At 45.0% G+C, this 19753-nt stretch carries 11 protein-coding genes and 2 pseudogenes; 1 reads left to right on the top strand and 12 read right to left on the bottom strand.

The window, feature by feature from the left end; translation table 11 throughout:
* Positions 1–8: 8 nt before the first annotated feature.
* The 12 genes and pseudogenes from AC3WRW_RS29315 to AC3WRW_RS29260 all read right to left on the bottom strand — a co-directional run bounded on the left by AC3WRW_RS29315 (position 9) and on the right by AC3WRW_RS29260 (position 19366).
* The gene (locus AC3WRW_RS29315) at positions 9–1463 is read right to left on the bottom strand and encodes an arylsulfatase (RefSeq protein ID WP_492549748.1); all 1455 of its coding nucleotides are present in this window, start codon (positions 1461–1463) and stop codon (positions 9–11) included.
* A 412-nt stretch (positions 1464–1875) separates the two neighbouring features.
* A complete protein-coding gene (locus AC3WRW_RS29310) occupies positions 1876–2724 on the bottom strand; it encodes a carbohydrate ABC transporter permease (RefSeq protein WP_492549747.1) in 849 nt (282 codons plus the stop codon).
* A 24-nt stretch (positions 2725–2748) separates the two neighbouring features.
* Positions 2749–3636: a carbohydrate ABC transporter permease gene (locus AC3WRW_RS29305; RefSeq protein ID WP_492549746.1), complete on the bottom strand. Its 888-nt coding sequence runs from the start codon at positions 3634–3636 to the stop codon at positions 2749–2751.
* Between the two features lie 33 nt (positions 3637–3669).
* Complete coding sequence (locus AC3WRW_RS29300; RefSeq protein WP_492549745.1) at positions 3670–5079, bottom strand: carbohydrate ABC transporter substrate-binding protein; 1410 nt, start codon at positions 5077–5079, stop codon at positions 3670–3672.
* Positions 5080–5257: 178 nt separating this feature from the next.
* Positions 5258–6826: a response regulator transcription factor gene (locus tag AC3WRW_RS29295; protein ID WP_492549744.1), complete on the bottom strand. Its 1569-nt coding sequence runs from the start codon at positions 6824–6826 to the stop codon at positions 5258–5260.
* The gene (locus AC3WRW_RS29290; RefSeq protein WP_492549743.1) at positions 6819–8633 is read right to left on the bottom strand and encodes a sensor histidine kinase; all 1815 of its coding nucleotides are present in this window, start codon (positions 8631–8633) and stop codon (positions 6819–6821) included. The genes AC3WRW_RS29295 and AC3WRW_RS29290 overlap by 8 nt, the downstream gene beginning before the upstream one ends.
* 823 nt (positions 8634–9456) lie before the next feature.
* Positions 9457–12987: a fibronectin type III domain-containing protein gene (locus AC3WRW_RS29285; protein ID WP_492549742.1), complete on the bottom strand. Its 3531-nt coding sequence runs from the start codon at positions 12985–12987 to the stop codon at positions 9457–9459.
* Between the two features lie 184 nt (positions 12988–13171).
* Positions 13172–14302 (bottom strand): response regulator, encoded by a 1131-nt coding sequence (locus AC3WRW_RS29280; RefSeq protein ID WP_492549754.1) that lies wholly within the window; start codon positions 14300–14302, stop codon positions 13172–13174.
* Between the two features lie 39 nt (positions 14303–14341).
* Positions 14342–16084, bottom strand: a complete 1743-nt coding sequence (locus AC3WRW_RS29275) for a histidine kinase N-terminal 7TM domain-containing protein (protein ID WP_492549741.1) — start codon at positions 16082–16084, stop codon at positions 14342–14344.
* Positions 16085–16229: 145 nt separating this feature from the next.
* A pseudogene (locus AC3WRW_RS29270) lies at positions 16230–16790 on the bottom strand (IS6 family transposase); the annotation flags it as partial.
* Between the two features lie 366 nt (positions 16791–17156).
* A complete protein-coding gene (locus AC3WRW_RS29265; RefSeq protein WP_492549740.1) occupies positions 17157–17720 on the bottom strand; it encodes a hypothetical protein in 564 nt (187 codons plus the stop codon).
* Positions 17721–17758: 38 nt separating this feature from the next.
* The gene (locus AC3WRW_RS29260) at positions 17759–19366 is read right to left on the bottom strand and encodes a HEAT repeat domain-containing protein (protein ID WP_492549739.1); all 1608 of its coding nucleotides are present in this window, start codon (positions 19364–19366) and stop codon (positions 17759–17761) included.
* Between the two features lie 76 nt (positions 19367–19442).
* Here AC3WRW_RS29260 and AC3WRW_RS29255 point away from each other — a divergent pair.
* Positions 19443–19753: pseudogene (locus AC3WRW_RS29255) on the top strand (hypothetical protein); the annotation flags it as partial.

The following is a 19753-nucleotide window of genomic DNA, read 5'->3' as shown; positions in this document are numbered from 1 at the left end:
CTCCTTTATTATTTTAGATGACTGAGCACCGCTCTCGGTTTCTGCCCGACGACGAGTGCCCCATCGCGTACATAACCTTCTTCACGGCCCTCCAGTTCGCGAACAAGCCGCTCTCTCCACCCTTTTAAGGTCAACTGCCAGACTGGATCCCCCGCTTTATTGGACAACTCCCCCGGGTCGAAAGTTAGGTCGAACATCTGCTCTTCGCCAGACTGCGAATACCAGATGTACTTCTCCCGACCATTCGTCAAGAAGTGGTGGGACAGGGTGCCATAGACATGCTCCCCGTGCACGTACTCGCGCCATGCAACATCCGCACCTTCACGGCATAGCTTCAACAAGCTCTCACCTTCGACCGAGTCAGGCACTGCCACATCGGCCGCATCCAGCAGCGTCGGCATGATGTCGCGCAGCTCGGTTATCCGCGCTTCTTCAGTACCGCATGTCAACCCCAATCGTCCCGTATAATCGGCAACGATTAAAGGCACTTTCGAGCTCCCCTCGTAGGCGAGTGATTTGCGGAAGAAATGGTGGTCACCTAGCATTTCTCCGTGATCGGAGGTGAACACGACCACGGTATTGCGCAGCACGCCGTACTCGCTCAGTGCATTCAGCAGCCGTCCGATCTGAAAGTCAAGATGGGTAATAAGAGCGTAGTAAGCCGCCTTTGCCCGATCCAGGCGATTCTTCGGCAGCTTGCCTCTGCCGGTCGTTGGATGGCCCGATCCGTTCTCCGCGCTCTGCAAATCTACCCAGTCGCCTACCGGCGGATCTGGCATTTCCTCATTGAGGTACATATCGAAGTAGGCCTGCGGCGGATCGAAAGGCGGATGCGGACGCACGAAGGACGTCCACAGGAAGAACGGCTTACTAGGGTCGCGTCTCCGTAGGAAATCGATCGATTGCGTAACCGCCCAATTCGTCGGATGCAGCCGCTCCGGAAGATGCCACGGCAGCGCAACCGTCGATGCATTACAGTCGAGACCGTTGTCCATCAGATCGTAGGTACCTGCCTCCGTATTTCGTATCCAATTCAAATAATCATCACATTCGTTGAAATGTTCCACATGTGTCGTTCGACCGTTCCGGTTATAGTGCATGTAGCCATCGTGAAGCACGACATTGTGAAAGCCGCACAAGTTGCGGGTCGGGTACACGTGCATCTTGCCGACACACTGCGTGTGGTAACCGGCCTGCGCCAGCTCACTGGGCAGGGTATGCTCGTATGTCCATGGGACATGCTCCTCGTACCCTACCCGTCCATGAGAGCGTTGGCTCATACCTGTTAAGAGCGCAGCCCGCGCCGGAATGCAGGTCGGTGTTGCGGAATAAGCGTTACGAAACAATACACCGTCCTCCGCCAGTTTGTCCAGATTCGGCGTCTGTACGATCGGATGACCGAGCGCACTTAGGCAGTCTCCTCGCATTTGATCGACTGTAATGAACAATATATTTGGTTTCATTGGAAATGCCTCCAGTTAGTATGAAGCTGACGGACAACAGTTAAGTTATTGCCCTTATTTTTTCTTGAATTTCTTCCACTCTTCGTTGGCTTGCTTTTCAATTTGCGATCCGCCCTGTTGATTGCACTTCTGAACGAACTCGTCAAACTTAACTTTAATGCTTCGGAAGTCGGGGGCGATCAATCCTTTCCTTGTACCACCAACGAAGTAACCGCTTTCAATCCTACCGTGTCCAGCCAATCTTGACGCACCAGAACCGACGTTATGTTAGGGCTGTTGAATGCCACGTCCTTCACACCTGCTTTGGCGGCGGCTTCTGGCAGTACTTTTCTCGCTTCTCCGCCATCGGCTGATTCGGTGTAGCCGAATAGGCGTTACGAAATGTAACGCCATCTCTAGCCAGTTAGTTAACCTAACCTTTTAAGCCACCGAGCATCATACCCTGCGTCAGTTTTTTCTGCAATAACGCGTAAATGACAATGGTTGGAACTAGTACTATCACAAGACCTGCAAACAACGCTCCCCAGTCGGTTGCGTACTGCTGGACTTGCATTAAGTTAGCCAAGCCTATCGGAATCGTCTTCTTTTCTTCGCTTGAGACTAGCGTTAGCGCCAATACATACTCGTTCAAGTAGTTAAAGAAATTAAATACCACAAGCGTAATGATCCCAGGCGTAGCCATCGGAACAATAATGCGTACTAAGGTTGATAAGTAGCCGCATCCGTCAATCATTGCTGATTGTTCATACTCATGAGGGATCGACTTCATGAAGCCGGTAAGCAGGTAGATGGAGAATGGCAGGCTTCCAGTTGCATACAAAATGCTAAGCCATAACCGATTATCCAACATACCAAACTGATTCATGAGGATGAACAGAGGTACTATGATGTACACCCCGCCGATGAACAAACCAGCCATATAGAAGTTGCTGATTATCGCCCTGCCTTTAAATTGAATTCGACCAAGCGCATAAGCCGTTGGAACAGCAATCAGTATAAGCACAGCCATGGATAAAGTCACTACCAAGACGGAGTTCAGCATGTAATGACCAATCTTCGCTTTAGTAAAGGCACTCACGTAGTTACTCCATTGCAATCCAGATGGAAGAGTCCAAGGACTCTCCATGACTTCTTTGTTCGTTTTAAAAGAGGCAAGTATATTCCATACTAGCGGATATACGACGACTGCCGTTTGGATCAACAAGAAAATCCGAAGCAGCCAATTTCTTACGAAGACAAGTGTATTTCCCATTTTTTTCATACTCGTTCTCTCCATGCAGTCATCTTAGTGAGATCCCCGTTCCGTCAATTTGTTGCTAATAAGCGCCAAAACGAGCGATACAAGGAATATGAACACTCCTATTGCCATAGCGTAACCGAAGTTGGAATTGCCGAACGCTTGCCCATACATATAAGTCAGAACTACTTCCGAATGTGAGTCAGGGCCACCGCCAGTCATAATCGTAACAACAACAAAGCTGACTGTGATAACGCCATTTAAGCTAAAAATTAATGTTACACGAATGATTTCCCACAACATTGGAATGGTGATATAGAAAAACTGTTGAATCGATGTCGCTCCATCAATGCCGGCTGCTTCGTACAGCTCACTCGAAACGCTGTCCATCCCTGCCATGTACATAACCATGTAATATCCAGCTGCCTGCCAAATTAAGGTTGCAGCGAGCGCCCACATTACAGTCCGTTGATCTCCCAACCATGCCATGGCGTACTTGCCAAATCCCAGCAAATCCAAACCGGAATTCACGAAACCAATCGTTGGATGATAGATGAACGACCAGAGGATAGCAATGACAACGAAAGACAGGATGCTCGGGAAAAAGAAAACCGTTCGATATAAATTCCGTTCCTTCAGCTTCGTTCTTGTAAGAATCGAGGCATTCACGAGTGCTAAAAATAAAGTGACGATCGGTACCACCAACATAAGAAAGCCCGTATGCTGGAGCGACTTCATAAAGATTTCGTCCTGAAACATATCAACGAAATTCTTGAATCCAACAAATTTCGGAGTGTCTCCGATTCCCGTCCATGTGTAAAAAGATTTATGAAATACTTGAATGGTCGGATACACTTTAAAAAAACTAAATAAAATCAGTCCTGGCAGCAGACAGAAAGCTAAGAAGAATCGGCGCCTGAGCTGCATCGTCATCATGTAGCAATCCTTCCTTTCATTTCACGTAAGACCTTATTCTTTGTTTTCTTTGAATTCCTTCTGAATATCCGTAAAAGTTTCTTGAACCTTTTGTGTATATCCCTCAACTGTCATTTGCTTGTTCATAACAGAAGCCATTGGTCCATAAATCGCAGGATTCGGTTTGTACTTGCTGCCTTTCGCTAGCGTCTTGAAGCTGCCGTTTACCGCTACAATGCCCTGATCAACCGATTTAAACACATTGTATGTAGATGGGGAAATATACTCCTTCACCAAATCAGCTGCACCCTTAACCGCCATAACAGCTTCCGCTTTTTCACCATTCATTTTGACGACTGGTTTCGTGTACAAGTACTTCATGAATTCCTTCGCAAGTTCTGGATTTTTTGCTTTTGCAGGAATCATCATTTGTTCCACGGTGCTTAGAGCCGTCATCGGATCGCCCGACTTGAATGCCGGCACACCCAAGAAACCAAATTCAAAGCCTTCCTCGCGAGGAGCATCCTTCATTTCACCTTCAAACCAAGATCCGTTCGTGATAAACATCGCCTTGCCCTGCATGAATTCCGTTTGGGATTGGGTATGGTTCAGAGCCACTGTCCCTTTCATTAGCGCGTTGTCTTCATTGGCAATCCGGCCAAGAACGCCGAACACTTGCTTAGCTGCATCTGTTTTCCATAGCTCTGGATCAAATTCGAAATATTGCTTCAGAACCTTATCTCCCCCCACGTTTTTCAAGGAAGGAATGACTATGTCTTCAAGATAGCCTGGGCTCATACCTTGATAAGTGAACAACGCGCGTCCGTTTTCTTTAGCTACGGAGTTCAAAGCGAAGAATTCGTCCCACGTCTTCGGAGTCTTAATGCCTTTTTTATCGAACAAAGTTTTATTGTACCAGAGCCCCATAACTCCATAGTTATAAGGAGCCATGTAAATTTTCCCGTCTTCGTAAGGTGCCATGGCACGAGATTCTAGAATACCTGGAAGAATCTTTTCCTTTAACGGGACCGCTTCATCCAGCGCATTATCATTGAATACACTAGAAATATCCAACAATCCGTTATCTTTCACCAAAGAATCAATTAAAGACTTGTTGTCACCGCCAGATATATACAAGAAATCCGGGGGATTGCCGGCTACGACTTTCGGACGGATTACTTCCGCGATTTTCGGGCTTGCCGTAATGTTGATTTTCGTTCCCGGATATTCTTTCATAAAACTTGCTGCAGCCGCATCCCAGAACTCCCTGCCATATCCGCCCTGGAATACAGCAACTTCCAGTTCCATACTGGCGAATTTCTTAGCTCCTGCCGGCTGCTGAGTTTCTGCAGGCTTTGTGGATGCCATACTGTTCTGATTGTCATTGCCTGCCCCGCAACCTGCTAATACAGATACGGACAACATTGAAACGCAAACCATTGTCAACGCTTTCTTTTGTTTCATAGTAATAACCTCCTATTGTTGTATCTGATTCTATTGTACTTGCATTCAAAAGGCGGCGTAATGCATAAAACCGTAGGATTATATGGACGATTTTGAGTAATTCATTCGGACATGCCAAAATAAACCTGTACGATTTTGTACAGACTTACAAAATCGTGCAGGTTTATTTTCAAATGACTTATTTTTTTGCATCTTTCGGGGAAAAGCCATAATGTTTTTTGAATAAACGGTTGAAATAGAGCGGATCTTCAATACCCACTTTAACGGCTGCTTCTTTAACTAAATAACGCCCGGTAGTCAGCATTTCATAAGCTTTAGTCATTCGCAGCTCATTGAGATAAGTCAATATGCTTTTGTCGGTCTTCGCTTTGAACACCCTACATAAATAAGCTTCCGACAGATTCACATGCGCGGAAATGTCTGAGATTGTAATTCGCTCCGAATAGTGCGCCTCTAAGTAAAGCAATGCCTTACGCACTTCGGAACTATTTATGCTAACATTAGCTAGAATCCCTGCGTGTTCGGAAGCTTCACGAATGAAGTCCTGGGCTGCTTTAAGCAATGAATGATCAAATTCAGCCACTTCAATCCACTCCAACCATCTGGTTTCGTCTAAGGATGTCAAGTTTTCGAAAGATAACGCCTTAGTTAGACTCCAAACAGCAGTCTTCATTGCACGCTTCAACGTTTTCGGGTGTATTCTATGAATTGAACCGCTCTCAATCAGATCAGCCGCTCCCTCCTCCCAACGTGCTGCCCAATCCGTGGTCAGGCCCGGAACACATTCTTTGATTGCCTCAATCGAAGATCGGAACTTTTCATTCTCGAAGGAAGGCAGGGTTCGGTTACTTATACATTTATTGATGGCATTGCGGTAAAAGAAAAGCAGCGCTGCTTGTTTACTTTTGTGTATTTCAACAGCTAGCTGCTCAAGCCCTATCGCAAGTTCTGCGTAGACGATCATAATTTTGACGTTGTAATAGAGAGCAGTATGGCTCTCGATTCGTAATGCAAAGTCCTTTGGCGCTGCAAGCACATCATGCGAAGAATATGCTGCAGCAATCAGCACATACCCGTCATCTTTCAGGATTACGCTTTTCCACAAGCTTGCCGAAAAAATTTCTCCAGCTATATTTTCAAACATAGTAAGATCTTGTTTCACATTAGGCTTCTCCAATCGAGCCAAGAAAGAGAAGACTGTTTCTTGATCGCCCAATCTATAGGTCTCTTCAGTGCCATTGTATAGATTGCTATCTGAGAGGTTAGCATCTACATCTGCTTCATACAGCCAACTCAACATGGTTTTAATCTGTAACTCCTGCATTTGCTTGGGAGCAGCATTAGAATTGGAGGGCTTACTTCTCTTTTTACTCTCCAGTTTAACCACTGCCTCACTTAGGATATTCATGAACTCTTCTGTTCTAACCGTCAGTTTTAATACATAATCATGCGCCCCATATTTCAGTGCTTCCCTAACCAGCTCGAAATCGTTATAGTTGCTTAATACAATGATTTCACCATCAAAGCCTTGTTCCATAAGCCGCTTAATTAACTCAATTCCATCCATGTCTGGCATCTTCATATCCGTTATGATAATATCCGGCTGCAAGGATTGGACTGAGCTCATGGCAATTCTGCCATTAGCCGCAGATCCAACATATTCAAAATATCCTTCATCCCATCGGATCAGTGTCTTAAGAGCATGACGTACAATAATTTCGTCGTCCACAATGAGAACTTTATACATGAGAATTCCCTTCCTTTTTTATTGGGAGAGTAATTACCGTCTCCGTTCCTTGACCTATCACACTTCTGATTTTCAGGCCGTAACCTGTGCCAAAGTGTATGCGAATCCGCTCATCTACGTTGGAAATCCCAATCCCTGATAGTCGCGTTCGACTTTCACTCGGGTTATGTAGATCTTCCGTATCAAAGCCATCCCCGTCATCCGTAATGGAGATTTTCACAAAATTTCCCTCCACCTTTGCGACTACTCGAATATTCACTTGATTTCCGTCCTCGCTAGAACCATGAAGGATGGAATTTTCAACAATTGGCTGAAGCATGAATCTAAGCACCCTGAAATCGTGAAGCTTATCTTCAATTTCATAAGAAAAAGTAAAGGAGTCACCGTACCGAATACGTTGAATAGCTGCGTAATGGATCAAGTTCTCGATTTCGCTTTCCAGCGGTATCCATTCCTCCTTGGCGAGGATCGTGTTTTTAAGAAGAATGGACAGCGATTCTATTCCATCTGTAAGAACGGAATTCCCACCAAGCATAGCCGTCCATTTTAATGAATTTAATGTATTGAATAGGAAATGGGGGTTGATTTGCGCTTGCAGCATCTTGAGTTCGGCCTCCCTTTTGGCCTGTTGTTCGACTTCAACTTGCTGAATCAAATCTTTCAATCGCTCGACCATCACATTAATATTATCCGTCAGCTTGTCCATCTCATCGCCATAGGAAACCTGAATTTTGGCGTCGAGCCTACCCATTCGAATTTGCTTTGCGTAATAAAGTAATGAATTTATTGGTATGATTATGCTCATATAAATTCCCATTGAAACCAGACCCGAGATTAGCAATGTCACTGCACAGGTTATAATTATGTTGTTTCGTATATCTGACAATTCAGCCATCATGTATTCTCGGGGAATCATGCCGATCAGAAACCAGTTTGCTTTCGAAATATAAGAGCTTACTGTTAAATACTTCTCCCCTCCAAATTCAGCTTCGAAGGTTCCCAACGGCGCTTTATCCATAAACCTTTTACTGATGGACTCAAACACATGATTTGCAGATAAGAAGATTCCCTGCTGTACGCGAGGCGAGGTAGAAGATACAACGATTCCTTTTGAATCGGTCATAAACATCATGCTGCTATCGCCAAGATTAATATGCTTATAAATATTGTCTGAAAACACGTGCTCCTCGATCAGTATAATGACATATCCGATCTGCAGATTGAAGTTATCATTGGAATAAATTTTCCGGCTAAGAGCAATTGTGTCAACTCCTCTGTTTGAACGGATATTCGTCCAGTAAGCGTTTCCAGGTGCGGTTTCTGTCGCTTTCAAAATATTACCTAGTTCCTTCGGTTCATACAGCCCGTTTCCAAGATCGAAAAAAGCGTTTCCATCATTGGACAAGATCAGAATGTTAGACAAATTCCGAATTCGGAAAGCCTGCTCATTCATCTGAATGGAGATCAAGGTACGAAGCTGATTTTTCTCGTAATCACTCATCTGCTGATAGGAAACAAGCCCGTTCTGGATGGAATCGTTCATAATCAGGTATTCGCTTAACGTTTCATACTGGACCATTTCCCGCGAAGTATTTCTGGATATTTCGTCTAAAATTTGAATGGAATACGTACTGATTTTATCGTTAATCGCTAATTCGTAATGCCTATTCGAATAAGAACCAACAAAAATGACTGGAATGATCGATGTAATCAGGAAAGCCGCCAATAAACGATGATTAATTGAGATATTACGCAACCAGAAAGCTGTGAAAATCAAAGGTCTTCTAAAAATTCTCCAAATCCACATGATTGCTGCTCCCAAGGTTCGACGTTAAACTTATGGTCATTATTCTAACACATTGATACTTGTCATAGTTAAAGTTTAAAAAAAGATACGAATGCTATGTTCCTCTCCATCAATCAGTTCTCATAAGCACTCGGTAGCCGATAAAACTACGAGTACCAAACCCGATCTTCCGCATTCATCACATTTCGAAAAGTTTCGACAAATAGGCACGTGTTTAGCCTCTCAGCAATCACCGAGGCAGATGGGACAAGCGTTTTCTTTTACCATCAAACTTGTCCCTCTTTGTAGGAAGATTTTATAGTTGAACTAAATTCTACTCCATTACTCGTCTAAAAGTATATATTGTGAATCAATTATAAAAAGATGCTTCTAGAATTTAATTATTAAACTGACCCAATTAAACAAAAACAGCAGCAGCCTAGGAAAGAATAATGTCTTAGACTGCAGCGACACGACTGCATTGCCTTCACTCGGATCGTTGGTATACCCAAACGGCGGATAGGATGACTTTCGGTGACGAACAACGCTTTAGTGGAATCCTCACGACTCTCTAGATATCTTATTAACCACACCTTGCACTCTTTCGTACTGCTCCCGCCGCAAGCTGCGGTCAGCGCAGACGAACACCGGGACTCACCCCTTCGGGGATCGACCCCTGGCCTCATCTCTGCCAGTGATGCGCTCTATCACCATTGGTTAGTTTCACTGCCCAGAAATCCAACAAACAAAATGGATTGCTAAAAAAACAAGGCCATACGGCAGCAGCTTTCAATTCTGTTGCAGTATGGCCCTTATTTTTTAGGTGTAAAGCTGCATCTTAGCTTTATATCAATTCCGATTTTTGCAGCAGTCGTTGTATAATCGCTGCAACCTCAGCACGCGTAATATAAGCTTTCGGCACAAGCTCGGTTGCGCTTCTTCCCGATACAATACCAGCTTGAACACTGTCGGCAATGCTGCTTAGCGCCCAAGTGGATGCATCTTCCGCATCTGTAAATGAAAGCATTGTATCTGTAGTATTAGCAGGGAGTTTTGCTTTCAGGTTGGTAATCGTCATTGCTTTGGCGATAATCACCATGGCTTGTTCTCGGGTAATGTTGTCATTCGGACGGAAAGTACCGTCTTCAAACCCATCAATCAAATGATACTCATATGCCGTTTTGATCGCGCTGTTGTACCAATCCGAAGTCTTTACATCCGAGAATGGCGATGTTCCGTTTTCCAGTTTAAGTCCTAATCCGCGAACGATAATAGCTGCAAATTCAGCGCGGGTAATATTGCGGTCGGGGTTAAACTGGTCATTGCCAACACCATTGATGACCATTCTCGAACCCATATCGTTCACCGCATCCTTCGCCCAGTGCTGCGCGACATCTTTAAACTCTATAGGATGCCATACGATAGAATATGTGCTGTTCGTCAAGCTATTCACTTTTGCGTAATATTTGCCATCAATTATGACGATCTTCGTCGGTACGTGGCGAACGGTTCCGTCCGGATCAACAACGACTCCTGTCGTAATTTTATGGGGATCAACACCGTCCGGTATCGCTATAGTTCGTTCCACATAAGCGTTAAACTTCGATACTTGGACCGTTTCGCCTCCATGTGTCGCTCTAACTGTAAACTCTATTGGCGGTACGACTAGTAGGAACGTTCCTTTGGCTGCCGCATTTTCCACAACTTTCACCGTACCCGCTGTCGGTGAGGCAATTTCGATCTGTACTTTGATGTCTTGCAATGCTATCGATTTACCCATTTGATTGGAAATGGAATCGATGTTAATTTGCTGCGCAGGCAAGGTATAGGTTGCCTGCTCCGTTTTGATCTCTAAAACAGCCTGTTTGTTCTCCATGTTTTTAACCATCTGACCATTCAATTCACCAACGACTACATCGGATTTGGTATTCACTGGAATCGTCACAACCGCATGTTGGCCTTCGGCCGCTAACTTGTCATCCAGCTTTTTCTGATCAATAGATACCGTGATTACGTTTTGGTCGTTCCGTTTGGTTGTCGTTGCTGTACCCGCATTTTCTACTTTACCGTTTACAAGAACATCCACACCGGTGTTGGTGGTCTGCGGTGTCGTTGGATTGCTAATGCTACCGCTGGATGAAGACCTCGGTATGACTGCATTGGATTCAGTAGAAGATGTGCTGTTTCCGACTCCGTTGATTGCTTTCACCGTAAAGGTATAGCTAGTTCCATTGGCTAAACCTGTAATGGTAATCGGACTTGCCGTTCCCGAAATGATCACATTTCCTGGTGATGCTGTCACTTCATAACCTGTAATCGCAGTTCCGCCATTGTCGGTAGGAGTCGTAAAGGTAATGGTGGCTTGTCCGTTTCCAGTGACAGCTGAAACATTTGTTGGCGCTGTCGGAATCGTTGCAGGAATCACGCTTACCTGATTGGATTCCGCACTCAAGCCTCCCAAGTTGCCTGCTTTCACCGTAAAATAATAGGTCGTTCCGTTTGTCAAGTTTTGTACATTGTAGGTAGAGTTCGTCACAGTAACAACGGAAGTATTGCTAAATTGACCTGAGGTCATCGACATATATAGGTTGTAGTAGGTTGCTTCCGATACCGTATTCCATTTCAATGTAACTTGACTGTTCCCAACGGTTGCTTCAAGATTCTGCGGATTCGTAGGAACGTTCGGCGTTGCCGCATCCGTCGTCACCGTCACCGCGTTCGAGTATCCCGCTTTCGCACCACCCGTTACCACAAGGCGGAAGTCGTATCCCGTCGCCGCACTCAAACCCTTTACCGTCGCGCTCGTCGAATTAGCCTCTATCGCTCCCGTGTTCGCCGTCGTCCATGTGTTCGCACCCGTTGGAGACTGCTCGATCGAAACGCTTGCCGCTCCACTCGGCACCGTCCACGTGAAGCTTGCCGTCGTGCTTGTCTTGCCGCTGTTCGCGAAGTCCGCTACCGGCATGGCAATCGCGGGCGTTACGCTCACTGCGCTGGAAGCTACGCTAATCCCAAAGCTATTCGTCGCGATCACCGTAAACGAATACGCGGTTCCATTCGTTAACCCCGTGACCGTAATAGGACTTGTTGCACCGGCAGCCGTTATGCCCCCCGGATTAGCTGTTACCGTGTAGCCTGTAATCGCGCTTCCTCCATCATTTGCAGGCGCCGTAAAGCTGATGGTGGCTTGTCCGTTGCCTGCCGCCGCCGTTACTCCGGTTGGGGAGCCTGGCATGATCAGCTTCTGGATGCGATTGTTGTTATAATCAGCCACATACACATTTCCGTTGCTGTCTACCGCTACTCCACTTGGATTAGCAAACTCGCCCAAGCCACTTCCATATCCTCCGCCGATCTTCACCCACTCGCTCCAAACTCCCGTGGATACCATCAGTTTCTGGATGCGTGAGTTATTAAAATCAGCCACATACATATTACCGCTGCTGTCTACCGTCACTCCCTTTGGGAAATAAAACTCGCCCAAGCCGCTTCCATTTCCGCCACCGCTCTTTTTCCACTCGCTCCAGACCCCCGTAGATACCGTCAGCTTCTGGATACGATTGTTAGCTGTATCACCCACATACACATTACCGTTGCTGTCTACCGCCACTCCAATTGGACTACAAAACTCGCCCAAGCCGCTTCCATTTCCGCCACCGCTCTTTTTCCACTCGCTCCAGACCCCCGTGGATACCGTCAGCTTTTGGATGCGATGGTTATTAGTATCAGCCACATACACATTTCCGCTGCTGTCTACCGCCACTCCACTTGGACGATAAAACTCACCCAAGCCGCTCCCAATTCCTCCGCCGCTCTTCACCCACCCGCTCCAGACCCCCGTGGATACCGTCAGCTTCTGGATGCGATGGTTATAAGTATCAGCCACATACACATTTCCGCTGCTGTCTACCGCCACTCCAGTTGGGCGAGCAAACTCGCCTGAGGAACTGCCGAAAACAGGTCCTATAACCACCCACTGACTCCAGCCCCCCGTAGATACCGCTAGCTTCTGGATGCGATGGTTATCATTATCAGCCACATACACATTTCCGCTGCTATCTACCGCCACTCCATTTGGACTACTAAACTCGCCCAAGCCGGTTGCATATCCGTAGCCACGGCTATTTTTCCACTCGCTCCAAACTCCCGTGGATACCGTCAGCTTCTGGATGCGATGGTTAGCAGTATCAGCCACATACACATTTCCGCTGCTGTCTAACGCCACTCCACCTGGACTACTAAACCCTCCTAAATTAATACTAATGGTCGGACCCTCATTGGCATATTGAACCCATGGACCCGCTGCTTGTACCGGGATTGCAAATGCACCTAAACATACAAGCAGTAACACGATTATCAGGGTTTTTTTTCCCATGCCTTGTTTTGTTTTTCTTGGATTCATGATTGTCGTCATTTTTTTCTCCCATTCTCCCTTGTTTCAAGCTGAATTCGAACGGTGATATCTTATCAAACTGCAATGAATGAATAATGAAAATATTGTCGCAACATGACGAAACCGCAGAGCCATTTTAGCTCCGCGGTTTCGCCGCTCATTCGTTCTATTCCGTTCTTGTTCCTCCCAGTTCAACCTTCAAGCGTTCGAACAGCCGGGCCATTTCGATTCCAGGCTGCACGCCGAATTCCTCTTGCAGCAGGTTCAAATACGTTTTGTAGTGCGCCATAAGCGAATGACTATCCTTTGCCGCAGCGTACACGTTCAGGAGTAGGGCGTTCGCTTCTTCGTCCGTCTCGTTTCGGGCGACTAGCTGTTTTACAACCGGCGCGGCCAGATCCATATACCCATGCTCCATCAGCCACTTGCCCAACCGTTTGGAGAAGCTGGTGTATAAAAAGCACAACCGCTCTTTTTCGGCTATCGACCACAAATACGCTTTCTCGTCGAATAAATCGCCAGAGTACAGCTTGTCAATTTCGCACGCTTGCCTATAGTTGGACTCTGAAATCTCCCCGATCGCCGCAATACTGTCCTCGAAGATGATAAAATCGGCTTCCACCGCAGCGGGATGGAGCTTGTACCGTTCATTGAGCGTGACAACAGCCGACCTCAGTCCGTGAGGCTTCAAAGCTTTCCGGAGCTGATACACAGCGGTGTTCAGGTATACGTCCGCTTTGCGTTTCGACATGCCGTCAAAAAGATCCTCCAAGATTCGATCCCTTGCGGCGCCTTTGTCACGTTGCGTCAGAAGATAGGCAAACAGCTCGGCGCTTTTGGCGGAAATCCACTTGACATCACCATGCCGGCTGTAAAACGTCATTCCGCCCATACAGCTCGCCGTCAACTTGTTCGCGGCATCGCCTCCGGATGTCTCGGAGATCCTTCTCTCGCCGGCAACCCGATTGATCGTTTGCTCCAACCGTTCGAGGAGGACAGGCTTGACAATATAATCGACAGCGCCGAGCTCAAAAGCATCCAACGCATACTCTTTATGTGACGTGACGAACACAATTTTCAGATCCTTACGGATCGCTTGCATTTGTTTGGCCAGCCCGACACCGTTTTCTCCGGCAATCTGAATGTCGATGAAAGCAATATCCGCTGCATCCGACCGTACCCAATCGAGCGAATCCGCGCCATTCATGAAGCTTCCCGAAATATGTACGCCTTCAATTTGGGACAACAACCGCTTCAGGATAATTAACATCGCCTTCTCGTCGTCAACCAGTATCACTCTCAATACTCTCACCCTAATCTGTAAGCACTGAACGAATTATGAAAAAACCCGAGGCAATGAAAAATAAAAGACGCTTCCTTCCCCTGAGGCGCTGTTCACCCCTATTTCTCCTCCGCTTTTCTGCACGAGCTCCTTGCACACGAGCAGACCGATTCCGGTTCCGCGTTCCCCTAAGGTTCCGGGGAATGACCCTACAGGAGCGCCTCCGAACAACAAACTCATTCTTTCCGGATCGATCCCTATCCCATTGTCTCTAACCGTAATGACGACCTTTTCATCCGTTTCCTCTGCATCAACGCATACAACGCCGCCGGGTTTCGTATACTTGACGGCGTTGGAGAGCAGATTGCGTAAGATCAAGCTAACCGCTTCTCTGTCCGTACACACCTGAATACCTTCCCGAACCATATTGCGAATATGAATTTGCTTGGCCTCGATATTGCTTTGGCACAGCTTGGTGGCTTCCTGCACAATGGACGACAGGACGATTGAACGCGCATGAAGCGTCATCCCGCCTCTTTGGCTGCGGACCCATTCCAGCAAATTTTCCACCATCGCATACGTGTTCTTCACCTTCTCCTTGACGGTGTCAAACACTTCACCGCTCTCCTCGCTTAGCCGAGGCCTTTCCTCTTCCAGCATTTCCGTCAAATTCAGCAACACGGCCAGCGGATCGCGTATGTCATGAGAAACGATGACGAAAAGCTCGTCCTTGAGGCGATTCAGTTGCTCCATCTGCTCATAGCGCTTGCGATTTTCCGTGTTGTCCGACATTACGGATACTGTACCCAGCTTCCTCTTGCCGGCGGAGTACAAGGGGACAACCTTAACCGTATAAACTTTCCTCTGTTCCCTCTCACCGATTTCAATTTCAAGCTCGTCCTGCTGCATGCGTTCGCAAGCACTCCGCCACTGCGGCCATGGAGCAAGGAGCTTTTCGATGTTCCTCCCGGCCAATTCCGCTGAGCTTCCTGCCCTCCCTGCGAACAACCGGCTTGCCGACGCATTGCTGTCGATCACCGCCCCTTTTTCATCCGCCACGAGAACCCCGTCCAGCATCATTTCCACGATTTGATCCTTCGCTATGGGAAGGGTCGATAATAGCTTGTACTTGAAAATCGCCAAAAACAGGCACAGACCCATAATTCCATTGATGACTGCGGTATACATCCCCCATAATAATGGCGGCAACGGATTGACCAGTCCTATAATTACCCATAATATGGGAAGCGTTACAGATAGCCAAATCCATAACATTTGCTTGCGCGCAAGCGAACCGGATCTCCCGGCGTAGACGCCCAAATAACAAAGCGATGAAAATATCGCCATGAAACCGAATATATTCAGGCATAAGGATAGTCCCGTACTGGAAAACGTCAGCACGCCGTCTTGCAGCTTGATATCATAGCGGAGCAGATGATGATACGAATCCGTCCATAGGAGTAACACCCACAAGGTGAAATATATCATGATTGGCAAGACTTTCCGCGTCTTCAACAGCCGATCCTGGCCAACGTATTCCAGCACGAAAAACAAGAAATACGGGATTGCGAAAATGTAGGCCGATTGGTGGAAGTTAAACCAATACAGCTTTTGCGTTAATGGCTCGCTTATTCTCTCGAAAATGGACCCACATGAATTTAAAGAGTCAAAGAGCATAACCCATGCCAAATAACGAGCACCATGCTCGCGTCTATTCGCATAGGCGTAGATCCCGATAATTACCGTAATCACGGCCGAAATCATCATTACCGCCATATCAATGGTCAAATAGGTCATAACCGAGGCCTTCTCCTGTCATCGGCGTCTTGCTTTTTGTTATTATTCTAGCATAACTCAGAAGTATTGAATACACGGTTGCATAGCCATTAGGCTGTGGTGCAAAAATAAAAAACGAATATCCTGGTCGTAATTTGAAGAAGTTTTATGCAGTCACCCCGAACAATTTATGGATCCATTCAACATCAGAAAGAACAGGTGGTATTTCAACCTGTTCTTTTCGTATCATATGAAAAGCTTCAATTCCCATTATTGTTTTCTCAGCCGTATGGAAGGATTTAAACCCCATCATTGGATTCGTTATTTTTTTGATGAATCGATGATCCTGTTCCACGATGTTATTTAGGTACTTTATGTGTCTAACTTGCGTTTCTTTCGATAGCTCCTTTTCATCCATTAACTGTTCGAATGCCGGTGGGTAAGCAGGGATCCACCGTAATCACTCGCGGTGATTGATTGTGTGGCGATGATAACGCCGCGTTTCGCTGCTTGAATGTCGCGTTTTTCGGACAGCATGAAATCAATTGTGCTTCCTTCGGAATCTACTGCTCGATAAAGGTACTTCCAATGACCTCTAACTCTGATGTAAGTTTCGTCGACTCGATAAGAATCGTTTGTTTTTCAAGTAGGGACGAATTCGTTTATCGATTTCAGGCCCGAACTGATGGACCCAACGCATGATCGTGGTATGAGAGATATTCAATCCTCACTCATTTGGCCCCATCCCAACATATTAAGTTCAGTCAATAATACCATAGGGGAAGTTTTTGCAACACAACCTTAATTTTCAATAAAAAAGCGACATAATAAATTACAATCTTATAATTATTCCGTTCCAATTACCACCGATGTTTTTAACAAAAATTATGGTTAATAAAATTATGGATAAACATAAAAAAAAGCCAATGTGATATTCCATAATTAATTAGAAAACGGAGCCCGCAAACCCGCGGTACTCCGTTTTTGTTGTTACAGAATTTGTTAGAATTTATTGATCTTAAAATCTAAAAAGACTCTTTGTTGCAGAATTCGTTAGAAAAAATATTTTTACTTTTTAACCACGCATGCATAACTATGCAATCATGCCGAACAACTTTCTCTTTAAGAGCACAGGTCCTTGAAGCAAATATCCTACGATTCCCCCGTATAGTGGGAAAATGAATAAATCATCAGCCAAATTAATACTAGCAATTGTATCAAGCCATGCTTTTTCTTCCGGAGGTTCTAAGCCTACACCAGTCAAATCACCATTTTCTCTAGCTAGCACTCTTTTTCGCGGTACTCCCACATACTCTGCAAGATCAACAATACCTTCATGTGCCCATTGTATTTCCCAATCTCCCCAAACCCTCTGCATTAACTCTAAGAATAGCCTTCTATATGGAATATTAGATTGCTCCTCTTCACCACCATAAAACAAAAGCAGTTTTTTTGCTTCGTCAATGACAGCTCCACCCTCGGCCCATATATCGTCTAACCAATCTGTTTGTTCAACTTTCTTTTGAGCCTGGATAAATGAAATTGCATGTTCTGGACCCCAAAATAGATCACTAGGTAGCGTATTTGCACACCAATGATTGTAATAAAGATCGTAACCATCTTGCTTTACAATAACTAAGTTAGCTCGTTGCCCCATAGGAAATCCCTACCTTTCTACACTAATTCTAGGAAAACTCAACGTATCAAGAATTTTAATTTTTTGACTTCTTTTTCACCTAAATCTGTTTGAAGTCGATCTAACACCTTTTCCACTTCCTTAACTTTAAAAGTATTCGGTTTGGCTTGAACACTACGATTAAAGGAGGAGATCCACTTTCTTAGTTGAGCTTTAATTCCGACTCGAATATTATCCTCATTCATCATCTGAAGAGCGCTTAATAAACAACGTAACTGATCCCATTTATTTATAGCTGCGAACAATCGTACAACATATCTCGCGACATGCATTTCAGGCGACTTAAGAAGAACATTTAACAAACGGTTGGAATCAATAAGATGTGCATTCTTACGTAATCCTCGATAGCCTTCAACTGATACACCTTTGTTATCACTTTGTAGAGCGATATAAAAAAGTTCAAGATACTGATCGCAGTTTAATAAAGATAATCCCCTAAGACCTGCTCGCTTTATTTTTATATCTACATGACTCGCATACTCTGCTAGAATTTCCACATGCTCAGGACCTCCAACTTCACCCAGAGCAATTAATGCTGTAGCTAGACTCTTCGTATTCTCGCCCCATAAATAATCCAAGTAGTGGTTCGCAAAATCAATTTCTGTTACTGAACTAAGATAGAATCTTGACACTTCCCTAACAGAAATATGGGGATCAAAAAGGGAATTCTTTAGTTCAGGAATGGCGTCTATATGCTTTATTTCTGCTAAAGTGGTTAATGTGATTCTCCGGATAGGCGCATATCGATCATTGATTAAGCGATAGAAATAACTTGGAAATAATAACTTACTGTCACAAATGACTCTGCAAGCCATTACTCTAATGATCGGTTCCGATTGTTTCAAAGCTTTATTAAGAATGAGCGGCAGCTGCGAGTTTTGATATCCCAAGGCTATTTGATAACACATTCGTTTTGTTATAAAAATACTTGATTCTAGTCCATTCATTACAGCTTGGAAAGAATCTTTTAGATTAAGTAGTCCAAACACCGATTCAACGATGTGATGATGACTAACTCGGTTAAGAGTTCTAAGCCGAATCACAAGCGGGAGGTTATTTATAAACTTGGAAGCATACTCAGAATTAATCCGTTCATTAACAGCCATTCGTGCTTGTGTTCTTACAGTTTGAACCCAATCATTTAATCTGATCAATAGGTAAGGGAGCTCTTGACCATCTCTTATTTGCGAAAGTTCTTCAACCGCTTTTTCCCGAATATACCCATTAGGATGCAAACTACATAGATAAACGAGCACTCGGTCCACTTTCTTGAAATCACTATTCTTTATTTTGTACCATGTTTCTAGTCTAGAACTCGGTAAATAAGGCGAGAATCCTCTTATATGTTCATCCAACCAAACCAAATCCTCTAGCTTACAATTCCTCAATAAAGACTCCACAGCATTCACAGCTGTGCTTCTCACATCTGTATTACTCTCTACCAATAGGGGGATTAAATATGGGACGGCAGCAATCTCGGCTGATTGTCCCACCAATCTAATCAGCCTTAATTTATCTTCGTTTTTATTAGTAAGCGACTCCCATAATGATGGTGCTTTGTAAATGTTATCAATCAAATCTTTGGTTGTCTGAGATAATCCCTTCAAACGATTTACCTCCCTCAAAATGACTAATGAAACTGGCAAATGGAAATAACTGATAAGAAAAGGAGGGGAATAAAGAATGATGATCATTTTTTTCTCTGTTGTTACAATTATCCTCTTAGGTGTTGGGATGTTCAAGTACAATTTGAAAGAACAGGAACTTGAATCTCTTCGTTCACTATCCACCAAATTATTGGATACGAATCACCAAATGTATAAAACATTGGCTATGGGATTGTATTATCGTTTTAAGAAAGAAGAGGTGCCGGGCAATCAAAGTCTCTCGAGTAAATTTATAAAAAATAATCCTTATCCTGAAATATTCACAGACCAACATTCATTCATCACGAAACCCAGTAGAATCAAAGGATTTGGCGGTTTAAGAGTCTC

The sequence above is a fragment of the Paenibacillus sp. FW126-R14 genome (genome assembly GCF_058789495.1).
Note: the sequence above shows the minus strand (reverse complement) of the source record. Positions and strands in the feature narration are given on the sequence as shown.

What these genes read in the sequence shown, in the direction of transcription:
- AC3WRW_RS29265 (WP_492549740.1), bottom strand. Translation starts at nt 17,720, where the DNA reads ATGGGGCAACGAGCTAACTTAGTTATTGTAAAGCAAGATGGTTACGAT.
- AC3WRW_RS29310 (WP_492549747.1), bottom strand. Translation starts at nt 2,724, where the DNA reads ATGAAAAAAATGGGAAATACACTTGTCTTCGTAAGAAATTGGCTGCTT.
- AC3WRW_RS29285 (WP_492549742.1), bottom strand. Translation starts at nt 12,987, where the DNA reads ATGGGAAAAAAAACCCTGATAATCGTGTTACTGCTTGTATGTTTAGGT.
- AC3WRW_RS29275 (WP_492549741.1), bottom strand. Translation starts at nt 16,084, where the DNA reads ATGACCTATTTGACCATTGATATGGCGGTAATGATGATTTCGGCCGTG.
- AC3WRW_RS29300 (WP_492549745.1), bottom strand. Translation starts at nt 5,079, where the DNA reads ATGAAACAAAAGAAAGCGTTGACAATGGTTTGCGTTTCAATGTTGTCC.
- AC3WRW_RS29290 (WP_492549743.1), bottom strand. Translation starts at nt 8,633, where the DNA reads ATGTGGATTTGGAGAATTTTTAGAAGACCTTTGATTTTCACAGCTTTC.
- AC3WRW_RS29295 (WP_492549744.1), bottom strand. Translation starts at nt 6,826, where the DNA reads ATGTATAAAGTTCTCATTGTGGACGACGAAATTATTGTACGTCATGCT.
- AC3WRW_RS29305 (WP_492549746.1), bottom strand. Translation starts at nt 3,636, where the DNA reads ATGATGACGATGCAGCTCAGGCGCCGATTCTTCTTAGCTTTCTGTCTG.
- AC3WRW_RS29315 (WP_492549748.1), bottom strand. Translation starts at nt 1,463, where the DNA reads ATGAAACCAAATATATTGTTCATTACAGTCGATCAAATGCGAGGAGAC.